This is a genomic window from Streptomyces lasalocidi (genome assembly GCF_005280215.1).
Taxonomy (GTDB): Bacteria; Actinomycetota; Actinomycetes; order Streptomycetales; family Streptomycetaceae; genus Streptomyces; species Streptomyces longwoodensis.
Genome location: NZ_SZNQ01000001.1, coordinates 3755034 through 3773712 on the forward strand (window position 1 = coordinate 3755034; position 18679 = coordinate 3773712).

At 67.8% G+C, this 18679-nt stretch carries 21 protein-coding genes; 2 read left to right on the forward strand and 19 right to left on the reverse strand.

The window, feature by feature from the left end; genetic code table 11:
* Positions 1–75: 75 nt before the first annotated feature.
* From E4U91_RS16785 to E4U91_RS16865, 18 genes are all read right to left on the reverse strand, one after another.
* Positions 76–1551 (reverse strand): ATP-binding protein, encoded by a 1476-nt coding sequence (locus tag E4U91_RS16785; protein ID WP_137310859.1) that lies wholly within the window; start codon positions 1549–1551, stop codon positions 76–78.
* A gap of 2 nt (positions 1552–1553) precedes the next feature.
* Positions 1554–2402, reverse strand: coding sequence for a bifunctional DNA primase/polymerase (locus E4U91_RS16790; RefSeq protein ID WP_137307605.1), 849 nt, complete (start codon positions 2400–2402; stop codon positions 1554–1556).
* Positions 2399–3124 carry a DNA cytosine methyltransferase gene (locus E4U91_RS16795; protein ID WP_137307606.1) on the reverse strand — a complete coding sequence of 242 codons (726 nt, stop codon included), beginning with the start codon at positions 3122–3124 and terminating at the stop codon, positions 2399–2401. The genes E4U91_RS16790 and E4U91_RS16795 overlap by 4 nt, the downstream gene beginning before the upstream one ends.
* A gap of 86 nt (positions 3125–3210) precedes the next feature.
* A complete protein-coding gene (locus E4U91_RS16800; protein ID WP_137307607.1) occupies positions 3211–3636 on the reverse strand; it encodes an NUDIX domain-containing protein in 426 nt (141 codons plus the stop codon).
* Between the two features lie 19 nt (positions 3637–3655).
* A complete protein-coding gene (locus E4U91_RS16805; RefSeq protein WP_137307608.1) occupies positions 3656–4123 on the reverse strand; it encodes a hypothetical protein in 468 nt (155 codons plus the stop codon).
* 204 nt (positions 4124–4327) lie between these two features.
* A complete protein-coding gene (locus E4U91_RS16810; protein WP_137307609.1) occupies positions 4328–6457 on the reverse strand; it encodes an FtsK/SpoIIIE domain-containing protein in 2130 nt (709 codons plus the stop codon).
* 87 nt (positions 6458–6544) lie between these two features.
* A complete protein-coding gene (locus E4U91_RS16815; RefSeq protein WP_137307610.1) occupies positions 6545–6739 on the reverse strand; it encodes a hypothetical protein in 195 nt (64 codons plus the stop codon).
* Positions 6740–6741: 2 nt separating this feature from the next.
* A complete protein-coding gene (locus tag E4U91_RS16820) occupies positions 6742–6912 on the reverse strand; it encodes a pRL2-8 (protein ID WP_174867810.1) in 171 nt (56 codons plus the stop codon).
* Between the two features lie 2 nt (positions 6913–6914).
* A complete protein-coding gene (locus E4U91_RS16825; RefSeq protein WP_137307611.1) occupies positions 6915–7232 on the reverse strand; it encodes a hypothetical protein in 318 nt (105 codons plus the stop codon).
* A 2-nt stretch (positions 7233–7234) separates the two neighbouring features.
* Positions 7235–7585, reverse strand: coding sequence for an RRQRL motif-containing zinc-binding protein (locus E4U91_RS16830; protein ID WP_137307612.1), 351 nt, complete (start codon positions 7583–7585; stop codon positions 7235–7237).
* Complete coding sequence (locus E4U91_RS16835) at positions 7582–8193, reverse strand: GGDEF domain-containing protein (protein WP_137307613.1); 612 nt, start codon at positions 8191–8193, stop codon at positions 7582–7584. The genes E4U91_RS16830 and E4U91_RS16835 overlap by 4 nt, the downstream gene beginning before the upstream one ends.
* Positions 8190–9089: a DUF2637 domain-containing protein gene (locus tag E4U91_RS16840; RefSeq protein WP_137307614.1), complete on the reverse strand. Its 900-nt coding sequence runs from the start codon at positions 9087–9089 to the stop codon at positions 8190–8192. The genes E4U91_RS16835 and E4U91_RS16840 overlap by 4 nt, the downstream gene beginning before the upstream one ends.
* Positions 9086–9532 carry a Pycsar system effector family protein gene (locus tag E4U91_RS16845; protein WP_137307615.1) on the reverse strand — a complete coding sequence of 149 codons (447 nt, stop codon included), beginning with the start codon at positions 9530–9532 and terminating at the stop codon, positions 9086–9088. The genes E4U91_RS16840 and E4U91_RS16845 overlap by 4 nt, the downstream gene beginning before the upstream one ends.
* A complete protein-coding gene (locus E4U91_RS16850) occupies positions 9529–9801 on the reverse strand; it encodes a DUF6303 family protein (protein ID WP_137307616.1) in 273 nt (90 codons plus the stop codon). Before E4U91_RS16850 ends, E4U91_RS16845 begins: the two co-directional genes overlap by 4 nt.
* Complete coding sequence (locus E4U91_RS16855) at positions 9798–10061, reverse strand: DUF6284 family protein (protein ID WP_137307617.1); 264 nt, start codon at positions 10059–10061, stop codon at positions 9798–9800. The genes E4U91_RS16850 and E4U91_RS16855 overlap by 4 nt, the downstream gene beginning before the upstream one ends.
* Positions 10062–10253: 192 nt before the next feature.
* Positions 10254–10634, reverse strand: a complete 381-nt coding sequence (locus tag E4U91_RS16860; protein WP_137307618.1) for a RapZ C-terminal domain-containing protein — start codon at positions 10632–10634, stop codon at positions 10254–10256.
* A 39-nt stretch (positions 10635–10673) separates the two neighbouring features.
* Positions 10674–10841 carry a hypothetical protein gene (locus tag E4U91_RS38105; protein WP_168218126.1) on the reverse strand — a complete coding sequence of 56 codons (168 nt, stop codon included), beginning with the start codon at positions 10839–10841 and terminating at the stop codon, positions 10674–10676.
* A gap of 417 nt (positions 10842–11258) precedes the next feature.
* Positions 11259–11975 (reverse strand): GntR family transcriptional regulator, encoded by a 717-nt coding sequence (locus E4U91_RS16865; RefSeq protein WP_137307619.1) that lies wholly within the window; start codon positions 11973–11975, stop codon positions 11259–11261.
* A 56-nt stretch (positions 11976–12031) separates the two neighbouring features.
* On the opposite strand from E4U91_RS16865, the gene E4U91_RS16870 reads away from it, so the two are divergent.
* Positions 12032–12853: a class I SAM-dependent methyltransferase gene (locus E4U91_RS16870; protein ID WP_137307620.1), complete on the forward strand. Its 822-nt coding sequence runs from the start codon at positions 12032–12034 to the stop codon at positions 12851–12853.
* A gap of 356 nt (positions 12854–13209) precedes the next feature.
* Here E4U91_RS16870 and E4U91_RS16875 read toward each other — a convergent pair whose 3' ends face one another.
* Positions 13210–17097 carry an NACHT domain-containing protein gene (locus tag E4U91_RS16875; protein WP_137307621.1) on the reverse strand — a complete coding sequence of 1296 codons (3888 nt, stop codon included), beginning with the start codon at positions 17095–17097 and terminating at the stop codon, positions 13210–13212.
* Between the two features lie 899 nt (positions 17098–17996).
* On the opposite strand from E4U91_RS16875, the gene E4U91_RS16880 reads away from it, so the two are divergent.
* Positions 17997–18668 (forward strand): pentapeptide repeat-containing protein, encoded by a 672-nt coding sequence (locus E4U91_RS16880; protein WP_137307622.1) that lies wholly within the window; start codon positions 17997–17999, stop codon positions 18666–18668.
* Positions 18669–18679 lie beyond the last annotated feature (11 nt).

Below are 18679 nucleotides of genomic sequence, written 5' to 3' on the forward strand. Positions count from 1 at the left end.
GCCGCCGAACAGCAAGAGGAGCACCTCCCCGGGCGGGGCGTGCTCCTCTTGTTGTCCGCGCGGGTCCGGCGGCGGTCAGAAGGCGGGCTGCTGCTCGGGCGGCGGGGGCGGGGCCTGGCGGGTGATCTCGATGTAGCGGGCGGCGCTGGTGCGCCCCCAGTCGACCAGGACCCCGCGCGCGGCGAGGGTGGGCTGGATGCGCCGCAGCCGGTCGGAGAGCACCTTGCCGGTGGTGGGCCACCCCTTGGGCAGGGGGCGGCATTCCTCGCCGCTGTAGAGGGTGCTGAGGGCGTGCAGCCACTCCGCCGACGACATCCGCACGTCCTCGCCCGGGGCGAGTTCCTCCGCGCGCTTCAACACGGTCTGCGCGAGCAGGTCGCCTTCGATCACGTCGTCGTTGAGGTCGTCCAGACTGGCCCGGTACGCCTCCAGCGTCCCGAAGCCGGTCGCGGCGTCGAGCTGCGCGCACAGGTGCGCGAAGTCCGCCATCCGCAGATCCGTCGGGGTCTCGGCCTGCACCGCACGGACCTTCACGGTCAGGTCCAGCAGGGAGCCGAGGACGACGGGCAGGATCTCGGCGTACTCCGCCCACAGCTCCGCTTCGGTGCGCCGCACCCGGGGGCGTTCCAGACGCAGGGTGAGGAGCCGTTCGGCGAGGTCGGGGCGGATCACGCCGACGTCGATACCGGTCAGCAACATCGGCCGGCGGTAGCGGGAGCGGACCACGTCGCCGTCGGTGAACAGGGCGCGCTTGATGCTCTCGGCTCCGGTGATGACGCAGCACATCAGGTCGGACAGGTCCGGGGGCAGGTGGGAGAGGTTGTCCAGGGCGGTGATCCATCCGGCCGCGACAGCGGTGATCATGTTCTCTTCGTCCTTGGGGGCGCGGCGCAGGTCACCGGTCATGCCCTCGATGATCCGCACGAGCATCCGGCCGCCGGTGGACTTGCCGGCGCCCTGCGGGCCGGTGAGGAACGGGGCGGGGACGGGCACGGACGGTTCCAGGCAGCCGATGAGCCACGCGATGGCCAGGGCTTCGGTTTTGGCGTCGGCGAAGTTGCACAGCCGCATCAGCAGGTCGATGCCCTTGCCGTTGGTGTCCTTGGCGGGCACGGGGAGTTCCCCGGTGAGCTGGGTGCGTCGCCAGCACACCTCTTCGGGGTCGGGGATGCGGATGTCCCAGCCGGTGGGGTGGATGCGCACGGACTGGCCGTCATCGCGGCCGAGGTCCAGCCAGGTGGCGCCGTCGAAGCCGGGGGCCACGCGGATGTGGGTGGGCTGTACCTGCTCGGTGAGGGCGAGTGCCTCGATCAAGTCCAACGCCTCCTTGAGGGCGGTTCCGTTGAAGACGCCGACCCCGTCACGGAAGAGGCCGACCATGAGTTCCTGGCGGTGGCTGCCGGTGGTGCCCTGGGAGCGGATGGGGCGGGCCACGGGGTGGCCGGTGCGCTGGGCGTACACGGTCCCGTCCACGGTGCGGAAGTACCGGAAGTGGGACTGGGCGTAGTCGGTGATGACCTGGCGTGCGGGGTTCTTCTCGTCGTCGGACACGGTCACAGTCCCAACGTGGTCAGTGCGTTGGTCCACGCGTCGGTGCAGTGCCGTGGGCTCTCGCCCTTGGCCTGCGCGGCGGTGAACAGCCGGTTGACGTGGGTGTCGGTGAGGCAGCCGCACCGGCCGTGCGTCGACAGCACCGCGAGGAACGTCCGGTACACCGTGGCGTGCACGCTGCTGTGGGCGTCGGTGATGCGCTGCACGGCCATCGCGACACCGCGTTCGAGATAGGTCGGAGTGCGGTGCGGGCATTCGCCCCCGTGGCCCCTCAGAGGCGCTGTGAGGCTCTGTGGCGCCCTACGGGGCGCGGGCGGTTCCTTCACTGCCAGGGCGCGCACAGCGTCCGGGAGAGGGGCCATGACGCCCGTGCCGTGACCGAGCCAACGGGCGTACGACATAAGGGACTTGACGTCTACGCCGGGCCGCACCGCGTTGCCGGACGTCATGGCGCCCCGGTAGATCCAGTGCTGTCCCCGCGTCGTGGGCACGGTGAGCGTGGCGGGCAGGGCGGTGCGGGCCCACGCGATGGCGTCCACGTCGTCCAGATCCACCACGGTGAGCCCGGCGCCGCCGGGGTGGTAGCCGACGCACACCGCCCGGCGCCACGCCGTCTGCCACGGGGACGAGGTGATCACGGCCGGATCGGTCGTCGCGGCGGCCCAAGCGTGGCAGACGCCGGGGCACGAGCAGGGGCCCGGGGTCTTCATGTCCGGCCGGCCACCGCACGCGTTGTCCGCGCACGCCGGGCAGTTGCCGAACGGGACCTTTCCCCGGCGCAGCGGCAGCACCGGCACACCGGACGCCGCGAGACGCAGCGCCGTGTCCTGCGGGTTGGGCGTGGCGCTCATGCCGCCACCCCCAGCGCGGCGGTGGCGAGGAACGCGGCGCCGATGTGCTCGGAGTAGGCGGGCGGGATGGCCTCGGTCAGTTCCTCGCGCACGTCGGTCCAGTCGATGCCGAGCGCGGCTTGCAGCTCCGGGACGGACGGTTTGCCCCCGCCGTTGCCGTAGGCGGCCACGTAAGGGCCGTCGTAGAAGCGGCCGTGCCGGTAGCCGCGCACGCGGCCCCGGTGGCGCAGGTGGGCCGGCTGTCGGGCGCTCCAGCCGCCCAACTCGAAGTTGCGGTGCCGGATGACGCCGAGGCCGAACATCTCCCCGCACAGGGTGAGGTCTTTGCGGATCTCCGCGCGGCCGTTGGGCTGCTCGATGACGTACGGCAGGCCAGTCTGCTCGAGCAATTCGCGGGTGGGTGCCACGAGGTCGACGTGCGAGCGTCCCCAGCCCTGCGAGGCGTTCGTGCCCACGGTCAGCGCGCACCCGTGCTGGCACGGCGGGGAGGCGTGCACGAACGCGTACCGGCGGATCTCGCCCGTGGTGATCAGATGGGCGAGGTAGGTGAGCGCGTCGCCCCGGTGGTACGGGAAGGGGTAGTTGGGCCGGTGGGCGATGTCGCAGCCGTGGACGGTGAATCCGGCGCGGGCGTAGCCCATGGCGGCGCCGCCGGCGCACGAGAACAGGTCCAGCAGTAACGGTCGGGTGCCGTCTCGCCGAATGTCGGTCGGTTGGGTCATGCTGGGAGACCTCCACAGGTCAGTTGGTGGCAGGTGGACAAGGGCGGCCCCGGTTCTTGGTCGGATGGGGGCCGCCCTTGGCGTAGCTAGAAGGGGCCGTGATGCCGGTGGCGCGCGGTGGTGACGATGTCGGTGTGGTCGAAGGCGAGGCCGCGGGCGTTGTCGAGCGGCACCCACCGAACGGCGGCGGCGTCGTCCCCGGCCTGCGCGGTGATGCCGTCGGGGACGGCCACCATGTAGGCGGCGGTGACGTACCGGCCGCGCGGGTCGCGGCCGGGGGCGTCGTACACGCCGATCAGCTCCAGGTCCCACGGGTCGACGTCGATGCCGGTCTCTTCGAGCAGTTCGCGGGCGGCGGCGGCGCGGGAGGTCTCGCCGGGGTCGACGTGTCCGCCGGGAAGGGCGAGCTGTCCCTTGTGTGGGTGCCCTCCCCGCTCGATCAGCAGGACGTCGCCGCCCCGGATGCACACGACGTCGGCGGTGTAGCGGATCGTCTCGATGGTCTCGCTCATGCGGTTGTCGCTCCTTGGCTCAGTGGTGGAAGTGGTTGCGCTTGATGACGGCTTTGCGGATGTTGACCGTGGTCCCGCCCCGGTGGCCGCTCGTGCCGAGGACCTGCACGGCGATCCATCCGCCGAAGATGACGGCGGCGAGGATGACGAGCTGGTGAATGAACGCGGCGAGCGCGGCGATGAACGTGGTCAGCAGCAGCAGTCCGCCGCACACCGCGAGGAACCCCACACCCCCGAGAGCGACGTTCACCGCTGCCCGGGAGACGGGCGGCTTGGCCGCGAGCGGTTCGGGCTGCACGGGGCTCACGGCGTAGCCGGTGACCACGCGGCCGTCGGGCAGGACGATGCTCGCCACGGCCGGCGCCGTGTGCGGCTGCACGGCCGCGACCGGGCCCGGGTGGAGGACCGGCGCGGGCGCCAGGGGCACGGGTTGGTGGACGTCGGCGGCCCGCGATGCGGGGGCGTGGCGGGTGGGTTCGGGGTACATGCGGAATCCTTTCCGAAGCATGTCGGGGGAGGCAGAGGCACCCCCTTCGGGGTGCGCTGCAAGCGGGTGTTTTAGGGGTTCGGGCAGGTGGGCTCCCCGCCTCCCCGAAGCGGCGTTTTTGCTGATCAACGTGGGTGAGGTGGCCCGGGGAGGGGGTTGGGGAGTTCTCCCCGCCTCCCCGGGCCGGACGAAGGTGCCTCCCCGCTACTCGGCGGCGGAAGCGGAACCATCGGTGTCGCGGTTGGCGAGGGCCCGCAGGACGTGATCGCGGTGGACGACCATGACGCCGTGCGACTTCTTCGGCTCCTCGCCGTGCTCCTCCAGCAGCGCCTTGAGCCGGTCGTTGGTCCACTGGTCGCCGTACGCCTTGGGGTCCAGGGCGTGCAGCCGCTTGAGGACCTCGTTGGTCCGCAGCCGGGACGCGTCCCCGATGACGGCGGCGACGTCGGCGAGGGCGTCGCGCTCCTCTCCCTGCTCGACCACGCGCAGGGTGGTGACGCCGTCGCGCAGGGCCTTGGCCCGCTCCGCGATCTCGGCGGCGGGCTCGTCGCCGATGAAGTGGGTGCGGACCGTGATGAAGGACTGGCCCGCCGGCATCTCGATGCCGTCCGAGGCGACGACCAGGGTGCCCTTGTCGAGTCCCTGCCTGAGCAGGTGCGGGGCGGCGCCGTCGTCCACGGCCTTGTCGCCCAGCGCCATCCGGGACTGCGTCTCGGTGCCCAGCACGAGGGAGGCGCGGGTGTGGGCGCCCTCGCGGACCAGCTTGGGAAGGTTCTGGTCGGTGGGGTCCTGCGTGCCCTGCCACATCAGCACGTCGACCGCACGCCCCTGGTTGTGGATCTTGCGCACGGCCATGAAGTAGCGGGACGTGGCCTTGGCGCCGCCGTAGGGCCGCTTGTCCTCGCCCACGACCGGGCACATGAACGCCACCTGCGCCTCGTCCACCAGGACGATGAGCGGCGGGAACACCGCGGTCGGGTCGGTGCGGCGCACCTCGATCCGCCGGTTCATCTCCTCCACCGCGTCTTCCACCATCTCGGTGGCCTGGATGACGTGGTCGTCGGAGGGACCCTCGATGAGCACCTGCGCGACGCCGTCGAACATGCTCCAGTCGCCGACGCCCTTGAGGTCGGCGATCCAGAACTGCACCGTGCGGTCGAGCGCCAGCCACAGGGCCACGGAGCGCAGGGATGCGGTCTTGCCCTGGTTCGAGCGGCCGGTGACGAGCATGTGGCGCTGGTACACGCTCAGCTCTGCGGCGTCCCCGCGCAGGTTGCGGCCCCACGGCGCCTTGCCCGTCTTGTAGTTCGCGGTCATCGTCTGGTCGGTGACCAGCGGGGACGGGCCGATCGGCTCGTCCAGGGCGCCGGAATCGGCGATCCACAGCCGCACCGTGCGCGCTGCCTGCGGGATCATGATGAACACCTCGTGCTCGTGCCGGGTGAGGTTCTCGGCGAGCTTGCGGCGCCGCGCCTGCACCTCGTTCGTGGCCACACCCGAGGGCAGGGTGACGTCGACCTCGACGCCGCATCCGGCGATCCGGATGGGCCCGAGCATGGACGCGCCGGCGTCGCCCATCTCCTTGATGGCGTTCTTCAAGGGAGCGATGCCGAGGTCACGCAGGGCCTTGACCACGATGGACGGGGTGATCGGCTCGCCCTCGCCCGATCGGACGTTGGCGGGCAGGGCCCACTGGGGTGCGGCGTGCTGCTTGCGGCCGACCGACCACAGCGCCAGCAGCGCGAGGAACGGGCCGATGGTGATGGCCGGGCCCCACACGATCTGCACGATGTAGATCAGGGCGCCGATGAACTCGATCGTGGCGCTGAGCGGGGTGATGACGTCCCCCACCTTGTGGGTGTTCAGCGCCATCACGATTCCGAGGGCGACCAGCACACCGACGCTCATGCCGGCGCCGACGGCGGTGCCCTTGGCGACGTCGAGCGGGGAGTGCAGCAGGTCCATGCGGCGGCGGTGGCGCGCGTCGCGGAAGCGCTGCAAGCGCTCCTCCCACTCAGCGGCCAGCTCCATGTTCCCCGCGGCCTCCGCCGCGCGCATGTACCGCTCGTACCGGGAGCCGGTGCGCCCGTCCCACGTGCGGCGGGCCACGATCCGGCCCCCGTTGACGGTGTAGAGGCTGTGGCGGACCACGGCTCGCGCGGTCGCCTTGGTCGACTCGTGCCTGACGGTCGCGCGCACGGCGCGACCGGAGCGCACCCAGAGCGGCACCGGCCGGGCGGGCGCGGGCTCGGGGACCACGGTCAGCGTGGTCACCTTGCCCGACTCCTCGGGCTCCTCGGGGCTCTTGTGCAGGGGAATGACGTTGTCACCCATGACGGGAAGGCTCCTGACTGCCCCCGGAGTTGGGGGCGGGAAGGCTGGGGGCGCCGCCCGGACAAGGGGGCGGCGCCGGGCAGGGGGTCAGCGGCGGTGGCCGGCCTTATGGGCGCGCAGGGCCGCCGTGCAGCCGGGGCACCTGCGCTCGGGCCCGTGGCCGACGACCGGGGCGGGGATGGTCTGGCCGCAGATGGCGCGGGTCACGCCGAAGACCAGCGGCCCGCACTGGGGGCAGTGGAAGTGGGCGTCCAGGACGGCCGAACGGGCGGTGCGCGCCATGCTCACCACCACCCCGACGACCGCTTGGGCACGAGGTAGGGACAGCCGTTGCGCATGTGGTCCACGCACTGCGGGCAGTCCTCGCGCGGCTTGAGACGGCGGTGGACGCTCTTGTCGTGGGCGTGCTGCCAGCACTGCGGGCACTCACCCGGCGGTGTCTGCTGCGCTGCCATGCTCACCACCAGCCGGACGACTTCTTGGCGGCCTTGGCGGCGGCGGCCTCGTTCACGACGCGCTGACGCTCGGTGTGCAGGGCGGTGATCTCCGCGATCAGCCGGGTCTCGGCTCCCGTCCACGCGCTCTCCAGCCGGGCCTCGGCGCGGCCGGTGGAGCGCCCGCGCACGACGCGGTAGCCCCCGCCGGCCATGGCGGCGACGATGGCGCGGCGTTCGGAGTTGGTCAGCGGCCACATCTCGCGTTCGCGGACCGCTTCGAGCTTGCGGTTGGCCTGCCGGATCTCGCGGTCAAGGCGGCGGGTGTCGGGCTTGCCCATGGCTAGGCGCTCCTCAGCTCAGGGGAGGGTTCGGGGAAGGCGCAGGGGGTGCACATGCCGAGTGAGGGCGGGATGACGTATCCCGCGTCCCGGCGGCACCGGGGGCAGCGGCGGCGGGCGGCGTTGGCCTTGGCCAGGGCCGCCCACCGGGCCGGGGTCATCGGCCTCACCGGCAGGGCGAGGTCGATGCGGTAGAGGTAGGCGACCAGCGGCGGGCGGCCCCGCCGTCGGGGGCGCTCCAACTGCGCCGCTACGTCCTGTCCTCCGGGCCTCAGGTTGCGGGCCCGGAGTTGGCGGCGGGTGGCGTAGCCGTCCGGGGCCAGGCGCCACCGGTAGACGGGCAGGGTGCTCATGCCGCGCCGCGCCGTCCGGGACGGCGGCCGGCGACCGATCCGAGCAGCCGCCCCAGCCGGGCCCGCCGGGGCCCGGAGCGGCCGGACCGCTTGGCCGCGTACATGGCCTCATCAGCGCGGCGCAGCAGCGCGGACAGGTCCTCGCCCCGGTAGTCGGCGGCCCGTACCCAGCCGAGGGAGACGGTGGTGTGCACCTGGGGTGCGGTGTCGACGGGGCGGGCGAGGACGCGGGCGAGGACGTCCAGCCGCTCGGCGGCGGTGCCGTCGCGGTCGATGACGACGGCGGCGAACTCGTCCCCGCCCAGCCGCCCCACGACACCACCATGGGTGCCGTGGGCGAGCCGTGCGGCGACCGTGGCCAGCAGCAGGTCACCGGCGGCGTGGCCGTGAGTGTCGTTGATCTGCTTGAAGTGGTCGACATCGGCCAGCACGACCACAGCGCGCGGGTCACGCAGCAAGCGGCGGGCCCGCCGGGTGAACGCCTCCCGCGTCCACAGACCGGTGAGCGGGTCACGCCGGGCGGTGGTCAGCCGCGAGTGCAGCCACCAGGCGTGCACCGCCCACCCAAGGGCGGGCACGGCCGGTAAGAGTGCGGCGAGGGTGCTCACGGCGTCACCGCCCCACCGGCCCGCTCGGCGAGGATCGTGTCCCGCAGCGTCCGGGCGTTCGCGGGCGAGGTGTGGACTTCGCGGCGGATGCCCTCGGCGGTCACCTTGGTGTCGGGCCAGTCGGCCGTCACCGTGCGGGCTTCGGCGAGCAACTGTTCCGGGGTGCGCTTGGGTCGGCGCGGCTTGGCGACGTCGGGGACGCGGCCGGTGGCGCGACGCGATCGGGTCGACTCCGCCGGCACTGCACGCGGCTCGATCGAGGCGACCGGAGTCGGCTCGATCGGCGGGAGCGGCTTGATGACGGGAGTCGACTTACTCAGGTCGACCGCGACCGGTTCGGGCACGGTCAGCCGGGCCAACTTGACCACCGGGGCCGGGGACGATTCGGGCAGGTCAGCCATAGACCGTTTCGTAGTGGTCCCGGTGGATTTCTCCACATTCGCGACCGGCGCCAGGATTGGCGTGGGCCGGTGGTGCAGCACCTTGGCGACCAGGTCGGAACCGAAGTAGATCGACCCGACCGGCAGGGACGTGGCGAGCAGCACGAGCGCCCAGTTGGCGGGGTCCCACTCCGCCAACCGCGACCAGTCGACCGATCGGCCGTGCAGCTCCGGCACGAGCCCGTGCACGTAGTTGAGCACGAGCGAGGCGACCGTGTACGCGCCCAGCACCCGCAGGGCGAAGCGGCGCGCGTCGCCCGCGAGTACGAGCGTGGCGACCAGTGCGAGCGCCATCAGTCCGTCGACCACGAACGGGTACAGCGTCGCGGCCGTGGCGTCCGCGCCGACCGCGCCGGCGATGTCCCGCAGCGCGTTCCACGACACCCGGAACGCCATCCCGACCACGGCGACCAGCGCGAGGACGAGGGCGGCGCGGCCCTTGCGGTGAAGGCTCATGCCGCACCCCCGGCGGTGAGCAGGGCGGCGAGGATGAGCAGGGCGCCGCCGGTCATGGTCAGGTCGACCGCGCGGCGCAGGCCGGTGAACTTGGCGACGGCGAGCCGGGACAGTCCGGCGACGTCGGCGGCCAGGTCGGAGGCAACGGCGGCGGTGATCTGTTCGGGGGTGAGGGTGGCCCACAGGGGGAAGCCGTGCCGGCCGGACAGGTTCGGGCGCACCGACCGCAGCAGCAGACCGGCCGCACCGACCAGCAGCACCAGACCGGCACCCCCCGTGACGATGGCGGCCCAGTTCAGTGGCAGGTCGCGGGCGACCGACCACGTTCCGGCGAGGACCGCGCCAACGAACGCCAGCAGCAGCGCCGTCTTACTGTCCGTCCGCGCGATCTCCGCCCTCACCTCAGTGTGCGCGGCGATCAAGTTCCGCCCGGTGGCGCTCATGCCGCACCGTCCTTGGGCTCGACGTCCACAGACGCCAGCAGCTCCACGCGGTCCATGGCACCGGTGCGGAGCTCCTGCCACTTCCACTCGGCGCCGTCCGCGAGGACGTAGCCGAGCTGGGCCAGCGCATCGGCCCGTTCCTGCACCGTGGGGACCGGCCCGGTCCGCCCGAACGAGTGCTCGGGCCACTCCAGGCTCATCAGGTCGGTGACCACGTACAGCTCCCACTCGCCACGGAAGCTGTTCGACAACCGCGCGCCGTGCGTCATGCCACACCCCCGGTCTGGTCGGCCGTGCGGTTGACCAGCGCGACGCGGGCAGCCAGCGCGCGGCGGCGGGCCCGGCGGATGCGGCGGGCGTCCACCTCGCTCGGCGTGCGGTCCAGCGTGAGGATCTGCGCGTCCAGCAGCTCGACGTCGGCGAGGATGACGGGCATCTCAGCGTCGATGGCGGCCAGTTCCGCGGGCGTCGGCTCCATGAAGTCGGCGAACGCGGTAACAGCGTCCTGAACAGTGACGATGTGTTCCATTGGGTCGTGTTCTCCCTCGCAGGTGGAACGGCCCGAACGCGGTCCCCGGGGTGCCTCCCGGGGACCGCTTGCCGTTGAAGATGAAGGCCGCACGCGAGTGGTGCGGCGGGCCGCATGGCAGCGGCCGGTGCCCCGGGCCGGATTCAATCCGGCGCCCCTCACGGCTGGATGCCGGGGCCGACGTGCAGCGGGTCAGCGCTGGACGACCGGGCGGTGCAGATCCCGGTGCGCGACCGTGACCCGGTGGCCATCTCTGCGCAGCCGCTCGGCGAGTGCGAGGGCGAACGTCGGGGCGCGGTGCCGGCCGCCGGCGCACCCGTCAGCGACGGTGACGGTTCCCGCGCTGGGACCGAAGGCGAACGCGGTGACCGCCGTCGCGGTGGCGTCCACCAGGGCGGTGATGCCGGGGGTGGCCAGCACGGCGGCGCGTACCGGGGCGTCCTCAGCGGTCATGTAGCGCAGCTCGGGCGATACGTGCGGGTCGCGAAAGTGGTGGCGCAGGTCGATGGTCAGGTGCGCGGTGGGCGGGGCGTCGTGCAGGTAGCCGAACGAGACGATCTCGACAGTGCTCATGCGGAACTCCCAACGAAGTGGCCGGTGAGGTCGGGCGGGTCAGCGCTCCCGGCGCTCCAGCTCCCGGGCGATGTCGTTCTGCGCGTTGATCGCGCTCAGCGCGTTGTTGCCCCCGTCGCGCTCGCGGGTGATCAGGTCGTACTCGCGCTGCAAGTCGTCGCTGGTGCGGGTCTGCATGTCGGACGCGGCAGAGCGGGTGCGGAACATGTCGGTCTCCCTTTGGGTGTGAGTGACCCGCTGGTCAGCGGGAGTGCCCCGGCCTGCATTTGAGGCGTAGGCCCGAGATCAGCCGGGCCGGGGCTATGACGGCTAGGACGGTTGGTGCGTGATCTAGCCGCGCAGTCCGCCTTTTCGACTCGGGGAGGCGGGGCCCACCTGTGCAGTTGTCAAGCGACCCCCAGCGCGGGGCCAACCCCCGTTGAGGGCAAGCAATCCCGAACTAGAACCGCTCCTCCCGTAGGTGTCGCGGCGTCGCACCTACAGACTGGACCGGTGGACCGGTCCAGTCAAGCAATAAAAATCGATTCACTGAGTAGGTTCATGCTTCATGCCAGGTCAGACCACTAATGGAGACGTCAAAAAAGCTGGACCGGCGGACCGGTCCAGCCTCAGTGCGGCACTCTTCTACATTGCGTAGGTATCCACCTGCTCGAAGAGCGAAGCGGGGGTGACCCCCTCTTCGCAAACCAGCGGGCGCCCTTCCTGGTCGTACGCCGTGTGGAGCAGGACTGCGACCGGGCTCCCCTCGGCAACGGCCAGCCGCTCCGCTTCCAGGTGAGTGGCGGCCCGCACGGTGGTGACATCCACTCCTTCCACGGGGAATCGTCCGGTCTGCCGACGAACGTAGCGAGTGGTGCCCTCGGCGATCGGGGCGGTGTCGGAGAGACGGGGGGCCGCCTCTGCGATCTCGGGCGGGAACCACGCTTCCACGCAGCTATTCGGGCTTCCGTCCGGGAGCTGAAGGATGCGGACTCGCCGCAACGTCAGAACGCCGGGCGCAAGCCCGAGGGCGTTGGCGACGCGCGTGGGAGGCTCGGCCCAATCGGGCGTACCGACCCGTAGGAACGGCATCCCACCCAAGATGCGTGCCGACCCTGCTCGGCGGGCGCCGGCGGGCCTTGCCACGGGTGTTTCCGTGACGACGAAGCCGGTTCCCTGCTTGGCCACCACCACGCCATCGTTACGGAGCACGTCGACAGCCTTGATGGCGGTGGCACGGGACACGTCCCACTGCTCGGCCAGGTCTCGGCCGGACGGGATGGTCTCGCCGGGGGCGAACTCACCTGCGGCGATGCGGGTTCGAAGTGATTCAGCGATCTCTTCATACTTCAGAACAGCCATGGCTTCCCCTACCTCGCGCGCTGGACTGGTCCACCGGTACACACGATACTGCCGACATGTCGAAACCCGAATTGGCTCCCTCCGTCATGCGGTTCTATGGCGAGACAGTGAACGAGGACAGCCGTCTGCGCAGCTCGGCAGACGGGCGTATGGAGCTGATCAGGACGCAAGAGCTTCTCCGACGGTTCTTGCCCCCTGCGCCGGCTCGCGTACTCGACGTGGGCGGGGGGACCGGCATCCATGCCGAATGGCTGGTGAAAGACGGCTACGACGTGACGCTGGTGGACCCGGTCCCCCGGCATGTCGAGCATGCGTCAGCCGTGTGCTCAGCGGTCGTGGGGGATGCTCGTGACCTGAACGAGCCGGACCGCAGTTTCGATGTGGTGCAGCTCCTCGGGCCGCTGTACCACCTGCCCGACCCCGAGGATCGGTGCATCGCACTGGCGGAAGCGCGCCGCGTCGTAAAGCCGGGCGGGTTGGTGACGGCGGCGGCCATCAACCGGTACGCCTCGCTCTTCGAGCACGTAACGTACGCCCACCTTCATAGGGAGCGAGTCCGTGATTCCGTCTCCAAGATTCTTGAGACGGCCATCTACGACGGTACACGCGGGTTCACCCTCTCCTACTTCCACAGGGCGGAAGAGCTGGTCTCGGAGCTGGTGGCGTCTGGGCTGACTGACGTGCGAGTCTTCGGGATTGAGGGCCCGGCGTGGTCACTCGTGAAGGCAGCCGAACAGCAGCCGGGTGAGGGGCCAACGGACGAGTTGATCGCGTCGGCCATGGAGGCGGCTCGCATGGCCGAGCCGTACCCGGAACTGCTCGCCGCCAGCTCCCATCTACTGGCCGTGGGACGGGCGCCCGCTGACACCAACGCCTGACCGGGTGGTCGCCGGTCTCAGTCGCGGTCTCAGTTGCTTCGGTGTCTGTGGTGATCCGTGCAAGTCCGTCACCGTCCTACTACGCCTGCGAGCGGGCACAACGCGGTGATGATGGGCGCTCACGGTCGCCCCCGGACCAAGATCGGTCTACTGGTAGTGCCTAGGTCTCGGTTCGAATCCCGAAGGCGACTCGCAGGGCCACCGTGTGGGCCGGCCATCGGCCGGCCCACACTCGTAGTGCCGTCTTGCGGGAGCCCCAACCGCGCAGCCAGCGCGGACCGCGCGACACGGCACCGCAAATGGGTGCCGCTCGCAGGCGGCGACCGCCGCTCCTCCGGGCAGGTGAGCAAGCGGCCTTAGCAGGGGCGCATGCTGTCGAAGGAAATTTCAGTCCACTCACTCGCCTGGTAACTCACGAGGAATTCATACGAGTATCGGATTTCGTGAGACGGTAGCGAAGCTTTGGTTCTATCGAAGAGGTCCACGAGAAAGGCGTAATCGGATGCCTCGTGACCAGCCTTTACCAGGCCAAGCACGTGGTGCAGGGACAGTTCTCCCGCCCGCACAGCCTCAGTGAGGGTGTCCAACAATACGTCACGATCATCGCGTTCGTGAGGCGGGTCAGTAGCCACAACCCCCAGAGCTACAAGGAAAGCCCTGACTCGGTCCACACTCGGGTCCGACGAGATGCGCTCCCACTCAGCTTTGATTCGTAGTGCGTTGCGTCGATGTGCCGCCGTCCACCCAGCAGATGACATGGCGATACGCCCGAGCCCTACCTTGCTAAAATCGCTAGTCCAATCACTGATTACGAACTCAGGAACCCGTGGGCTCCATAGGTACCCGGGACGAACACGCATTCCATGTCGATTGAGAAAGTCACTCCAGCTTTCATCGATTTCTATACCGTCCAACCACGCCAACAAAGTGTGAGAAACGTTCGGCAGGCAATGCACGACCCGTTCCATCACAGGCTTGGAGAAAGCAGCCTTGCGACTGCGCGCAGAGTGTCTCGGCAACAAGTTGAAAAGAACGCTGACCAGCCGCTCTCTAGCTTGCTCATCTTTTAGATCCTCGACCGCTTCTACCAACGCCAGGACGTCGGGCGAACCCCACACTTCGTGATCGTTCGAAACGAAATGTGAAGCAGAAAAAGGGAAGAATGCATCTCGGTTGATACGCCAGGATTCGAAATCCGAAGGCATCATGGCGCGGAGGTCAGCACCTCTCCACGAATCCTCCAAGGCCAGCCAATCGGCAGTATCACCCATGTGGCCGGCTTCAATCATCTGGGCAGCATTGTGCTCATGCTTTTCACGAAGACGCAAGGCGTAGAGAATGATCCACGGGAAGCGATTTGACCAAATTTGGAAGTCGTCCAGAGCAGGGGTATCTGCGCGGACGACGTTCGCCAGGGTTTCCTTGCTTGGCTGCTGAGAGAATCGGTAGATCTTAGTCAGCCAGTGTTCCCTAGGGAAACCGAGACTGATTGCCTCTTGCATGTGCGAGCCCGGCCAGTGGCAGTCAGTAGTTCTGATTTCGACGGTCCGTTTTCCGAACCTCACCCTTCTCACTGTCGTGCTGCGTGAGGCACCGGTGAAGGATTGCACAACCGTTTGACACCAGTCCGGCAAAGTGAATGGGCCACTTGCCGAGGGAAGAGTACGCAGTGGTCGACCGGACCGTAGCGCTCGCGTGTGGGTAGAGGCGATCATCCGGACAGCTCGGGCTACGGCGATAGTGTTGCGGGCATCAGTCATGCTCTGGGATGACCAGGCCACAAGCGCCGCGTTCTCAGCATGACTCGCGACGCTTACGTAACCTGCACGGTCCTCTGCGGAACTTCCAGCATAGATGTCACGAAGTGCTTGAGCTGACCATTCATCGCCAAGGCTCGCCCGGACGCCGAGGAAGACCAGGATCGATTCTCCCGGGGAGCGGCCGTCCGCCAGCTCGGACTGCAGGAAGTCGTGAACGATTGGAATACAGTCAGGACTGATGGAAGCAGCCAAGAGTGAAACGTGGCTGCTGAGTGGGAGATGTAGGACTTCCAGCGCTTGTTCCAGAAGAATCGCCTCATACCGAGGGGCGCGCACCATTCCGTCCCGCAATACCTCGACAGCCAGCCTTGACCCCGTGAGGATACGCCGCTGTAACGTGCCGTATTGAGTCGATGCAGCATTGAGTTCGGCTACTAGGGAGATCACAACATCGCGCAATGGCTTTCGATTCTCGAAGATGTTACCAAGCGCGAATAGTAGAACGTTACGCCAGTGGGCACTCACCGACATGGCACGGAGTCGGCGTTGAATCTCTGCCTCACGGCAGTTCATGATTGCGTCAGCTGCCCAAAATTCCTGCAGTGATCGAATTTCGAAGCTAACCTCATTGATTCGAGATGGCACGAGGAACACAAGACGATCCGTAGCCGCCCTGCTGATTGCGGCTGTTAGATTGTGCAGTGCGTCACCTTTGAAGCCCTCCCCTTGGAGGCGGTCGGAGATGATGACATTTAGTTCTTCCAGCGTAAGCCGCGAGGCAGTGTCGCCACTCCTCTCGCTTTTAGTTTGCAGAAGGAGTCCGATATCTGCGTGAATCGCGTTGATATCGGTTCTCCTGTCCCTCAGGAGGTTGCTTGCTGGACCCTCTTTTTCCAACTCACGTTCGTAGATAACGCGATAGTAGTCGGCGAAAAGCGTGTATCTGTCCTTCGGTGCCTTACCCATTCGATCCAGGAGGACAGCCATGATCGTTACCTGAAGAGGAGTAGTCATGAGACGTGCTGTCGAGTCCTCTGCGGCAGCTTGTTCCAGCCGACCCATCAACCGCTGTACTTTGTCGTCGGCGGCGGCGCCATATCTCGCCTGAGCCAACTTGTGGCCATATGTGAGTGCGTTATCAGTATCTAGCGAGAGGAGTGAGTAGTGCCTGTAATGCTTGGGAGAGAACTCATCCGCGTAGCCCTGGGGCCGCGTGGTCGCCACGACGACGAGGTCAGCATTCACCTCATCGGCATCTAGTAGAAAGTCGTTGATGCACTGCAAGACATCATCTCGGTTACTAGATCCAGGGACTTCATCGAGCCCGTCAAGGATCAGTAGCCAAGGAAAATCGGCCAACCATTCTTTTATATCGCTTGCCGTGACATCGATCGCGCTCACCGCTGACACGCGATGGGCTACATACTCCAAGATGCTGCTGAACTTCCCCTTTGCGAGTCCATCGGCAAGATTAGTCAATGGAATTTTGAATGGCCATCGACGAGCGTGCGGAGAGAGCGACTCCCGCTCGGCGAGTGCCATGATTTTGTTTACGGCTGATCGAAGTTCGGGATTGCGTGAAAAGAGGTCAGTATTCGCCACGAGGAGTGCGCGATATAGCTGGCAAAAGAGCTGACTCACGGTGCTCTTGCCTTGCCCTGGCCCCCCCACTAGAACGAACCTGTTTCCCCTGCTTCCAGAAGTGTCTCTCTGGCTTTCGTCAGGCCGATGAATTGCGTCGCACGATGCAATAAGCGTCTCCAGACACTTAGCTTCCCCGTCGTAGCGATAATCCTCGGTAAGGCTAATGGGTAGATCTACGAAGACATCTGCCAGCGGAATCGTACGATCGTCGGCCGAACCAGCCTGGTCGAGGTTTGCGTATCTTTCGCGCAAGATTTCTCGGGATAGGAAGGACTTGATCGCCCCTACAACCTCCTTCTTGCGTGATTGCTGATCGTCATAAATTTGACTCAAGATATCGCCAGGTAAAATCCAAGCGGCATACGACCTGCGAATGCCATCGTGGATTTCAAGGAATCGATGCAAGTTTTCCGAGTGCCAGACGATCCAGTCCTCGACAGCGAGCCTGCGGCATTCCTCCTGCATCACTTCATGAACGCGATCGAATCCCCCTGAACCGGGGACGGCGGAAAGGGATACGTTCGAGGCGAAGATGACAAACTTAGGTTTCGGGTCCCGCTTCGTTGACTCGCGCCACTTCCGGAACTCTTTGCGAATCTCGGCGATGAGCCACGTTGCCTCGTCTGCCGGCGCGGCCGGTGTTTCTTTGTGTTTTACCTGCAAAATTCCGTACCCATCCCACCCGAGACGGGAATCTGTCACACCGTCGAAGGTGGCCTCTCGACCGCCGTCTGGCCCGGCCCCGAAGACGGAGACGCGTGGTCCTAGCTCTGCCACAGCGATCGACTGAACGAGATTTTCGAACTCGCGAGGCCCGAGATGGTACAGATCGAAATCCATGTGCGGATTATGCCTCAAGCTACGCTTACGGCGTGGACGGTTCACGCAAGCCGTTATCCGGCTTGGTCAGCGGGCGTCCGCGTTAACGATCACCCGACGCGGTTGGCGTCCGTGCAGGGCACAGCGAGGCCAACGGACGTGGCGCTGCCAGCTCGATGTCGGTGCAGGGCTGACTGTTGTCGCTGTCGACCGCGGAGGCCTTGGCTGGCAGGCGGAAGCCCTGCCGTCTGCGTTCGCATCGCTGGTGGCAGTCACTCAACCGCTAAGCCATCTGCCGGCCGCCCGCAAGCGGTCCGATGTGCTCTCTCCCCCCGGTTGTCCCGTTCTTTGTCCAGTGCGCCAACAGCCGCAACCGTTCGTCCTAAGACGCGCATCCCCGCTGACCTGGCCAACGAACGTCCACGAACGCACTCACACGGCCACGCGGACAGTTGGAAAGCGTGTTGGGGGCAACCCCTCACGAGTTCGAATCTCGTATCCTCCGCCAGTGCCTCACCGGGCACGATGTCGAAGGGCCCCACCGCTTGCGGTGGGGCCCTTCGGCGTTGTCCGCTCCGGATCGCGCAACACCCTGTCCCTCGGCAGGCACCGTCCCTATCGTGCGGAGAGTGACTCGTCCTCCTGATTCCGGTGAGCCGTCCGGCGACGGGGCGGGGCAGGAAGGTCCCGGTCCTGCGGATTCAGGGGAGGCGGGAGGGACCGCGCCGGCCGCACCGGTCCCAGCGGCGGAGCCGGCGCGTGCTCATGTCGTTGCGCCCACCCAGCAGGAACTGGACGCGCTGTCCGCCGAACGTCGGTGGGAATTGCTCCAGGAGGAGAAGCGTCACGCGGCTGAGGAGCGTGAGCGGCGGCGGCAGAGTCGGCACCAGTGGTTCAACAGCGTCGGGATCCTGTTCGGTGTGCTCTTCGCCGCGGCCGGCCTGGTGGCCACGGCCTTGTCGTGGCAGACGGCGCAGAGCGAGCTGCGGACAGCGCGGGAAGGCCAGATCACCGACCGGTACATCCGAGCCACCGAGCAGCTGGGTTCCCCGGGGCGTGACGTCCGGGCCAGTGCCGTCTACGCATTGGAACGGATCGCCCACGACTCCGCGCGGGACCGGGCGGTGGTCATCGAGGTGCTGGCCGCCTTCGTCCGGGAACATGATCCGGCTCCGGCCGTTCCGGACGCCAAGCTGCCCCGGGAGCCCGACACCGACGTACAGGCCGCCCTGACCGTCCTGGGGCGGCTCCCCCGTGCGTCGCACACCTTCACCGATCTGCACGGCATCAGGGTTCCCGGAGCCCTGATGCCGAGCTCGAAGATGACCGGGATGAATCTCTTCACCGCGGACCTGAGCCACGCCGACCTCGCCCTGGCGGACGCCACGTACATGAACCTGACCGAGGCGAACCTGACGTACGCCGACCTCGGCAGTGCGCGCCTGAAAGGCAGTTCGCTGAGGTACGCGGACCTGACCGGCGCCGATCTGCACGGCGCGGACCTGACCGGTGCGGACCTCACCGGTGTCCGGGGGACGACTCCCGAGGAGATCAGGAAAGTGGCGAAGACGGACGCGACGACCCGTTTTTGAGGCGGCCGCGC

Bases quoted from the DNA above. Each gene is read 5' to 3' on its own strand.
- E4U91_RS16860 (WP_137307618.1), bottom strand. From the start codon at position 10,634: ATGAGCACTGTCGAGATCGTCTCGTTCGGCTACCTGCACGACGCCCCG.
- E4U91_RS16795 (WP_137307606.1), bottom strand. From the start codon at position 3,124: ATGACCCAACCGACCGACATTCGGCGAGACGGCACCCGACCGTTACTG.
- E4U91_RS16875 (WP_137307621.1), bottom strand. From the start codon at position 17,097: ATGGATTTCGATCTGTACCATCTCGGGCCTCGCGAGTTCGAAAATCTC.
- E4U91_RS16870 (WP_137307620.1), top strand. From the start codon at position 12,032: ATGTCGAAACCCGAATTGGCTCCCTCCGTCATGCGGTTCTATGGCGAG.
- E4U91_RS16820 (WP_174867810.1), bottom strand. From the start codon at position 6,912: ATGGCAGCGCAGCAGACACCGCCGGGTGAGTGCCCGCAGTGCTGGCAG.
- E4U91_RS16805 (WP_137307608.1), bottom strand. From the start codon at position 4,123: ATGTACCCCGAACCCACCCGCCACGCCCCCGCATCGCGGGCCGCCGAC.
- E4U91_RS16815 (WP_137307610.1), bottom strand. From the start codon at position 6,739: ATGGCGCGCACCGCCCGTTCGGCCGTCCTGGACGCCCACTTCCACTGC.
- E4U91_RS38105 (WP_168218126.1), bottom strand. From the start codon at position 10,841: ATGTTCCGCACCCGCTCTGCCGCGTCCGACATGCAGACCCGCACCAGC.
- E4U91_RS16845 (WP_137307615.1), bottom strand. From the start codon at position 9,532: ATGAGCGCCACCGGGCGGAACTTGATCGCCGCGCACACTGAGGTGAGG.
- E4U91_RS16810 (WP_137307609.1), bottom strand. From the start codon at position 6,457: ATGGGTGACAACGTCATTCCCCTGCACAAGAGCCCCGAGGAGCCCGAG.
- E4U91_RS16825 (WP_137307611.1), bottom strand. From the start codon at position 7,232: ATGGGCAAGCCCGACACCCGCCGCCTTGACCGCGAGATCCGGCAGGCC.
- E4U91_RS16790 (WP_137307605.1), bottom strand. From the start codon at position 2,402: ATGAGCGCCACGCCCAACCCGCAGGACACGGCGCTGCGTCTCGCGGCG.
- E4U91_RS16850 (WP_137307616.1), bottom strand. From the start codon at position 9,801: ATGACGCACGGCGCGCGGTTGTCGAACAGCTTCCGTGGCGAGTGGGAG.
- E4U91_RS16865 (WP_137307619.1), bottom strand. From the start codon at position 11,975: ATGGCTGTTCTGAAGTATGAAGAGATCGCTGAATCACTTCGAACCCGC.
- E4U91_RS16800 (WP_137307607.1), bottom strand. From the start codon at position 3,636: ATGAGCGAGACCATCGAGACGATCCGCTACACCGCCGACGTCGTGTGC.
- E4U91_RS16840 (WP_137307614.1), bottom strand. From the start codon at position 9,089: ATGAGCCTTCACCGCAAGGGCCGCGCCGCCCTCGTCCTCGCGCTGGTC.
- E4U91_RS16830 (WP_137307612.1), bottom strand. From the start codon at position 7,585: ATGAGCACCCTGCCCGTCTACCGGTGGCGCCTGGCCCCGGACGGCTAC.
- E4U91_RS16855 (WP_137307617.1), bottom strand. From the start codon at position 10,061: ATGGAACACATCGTCACTGTTCAGGACGCTGTTACCGCGTTCGCCGAC.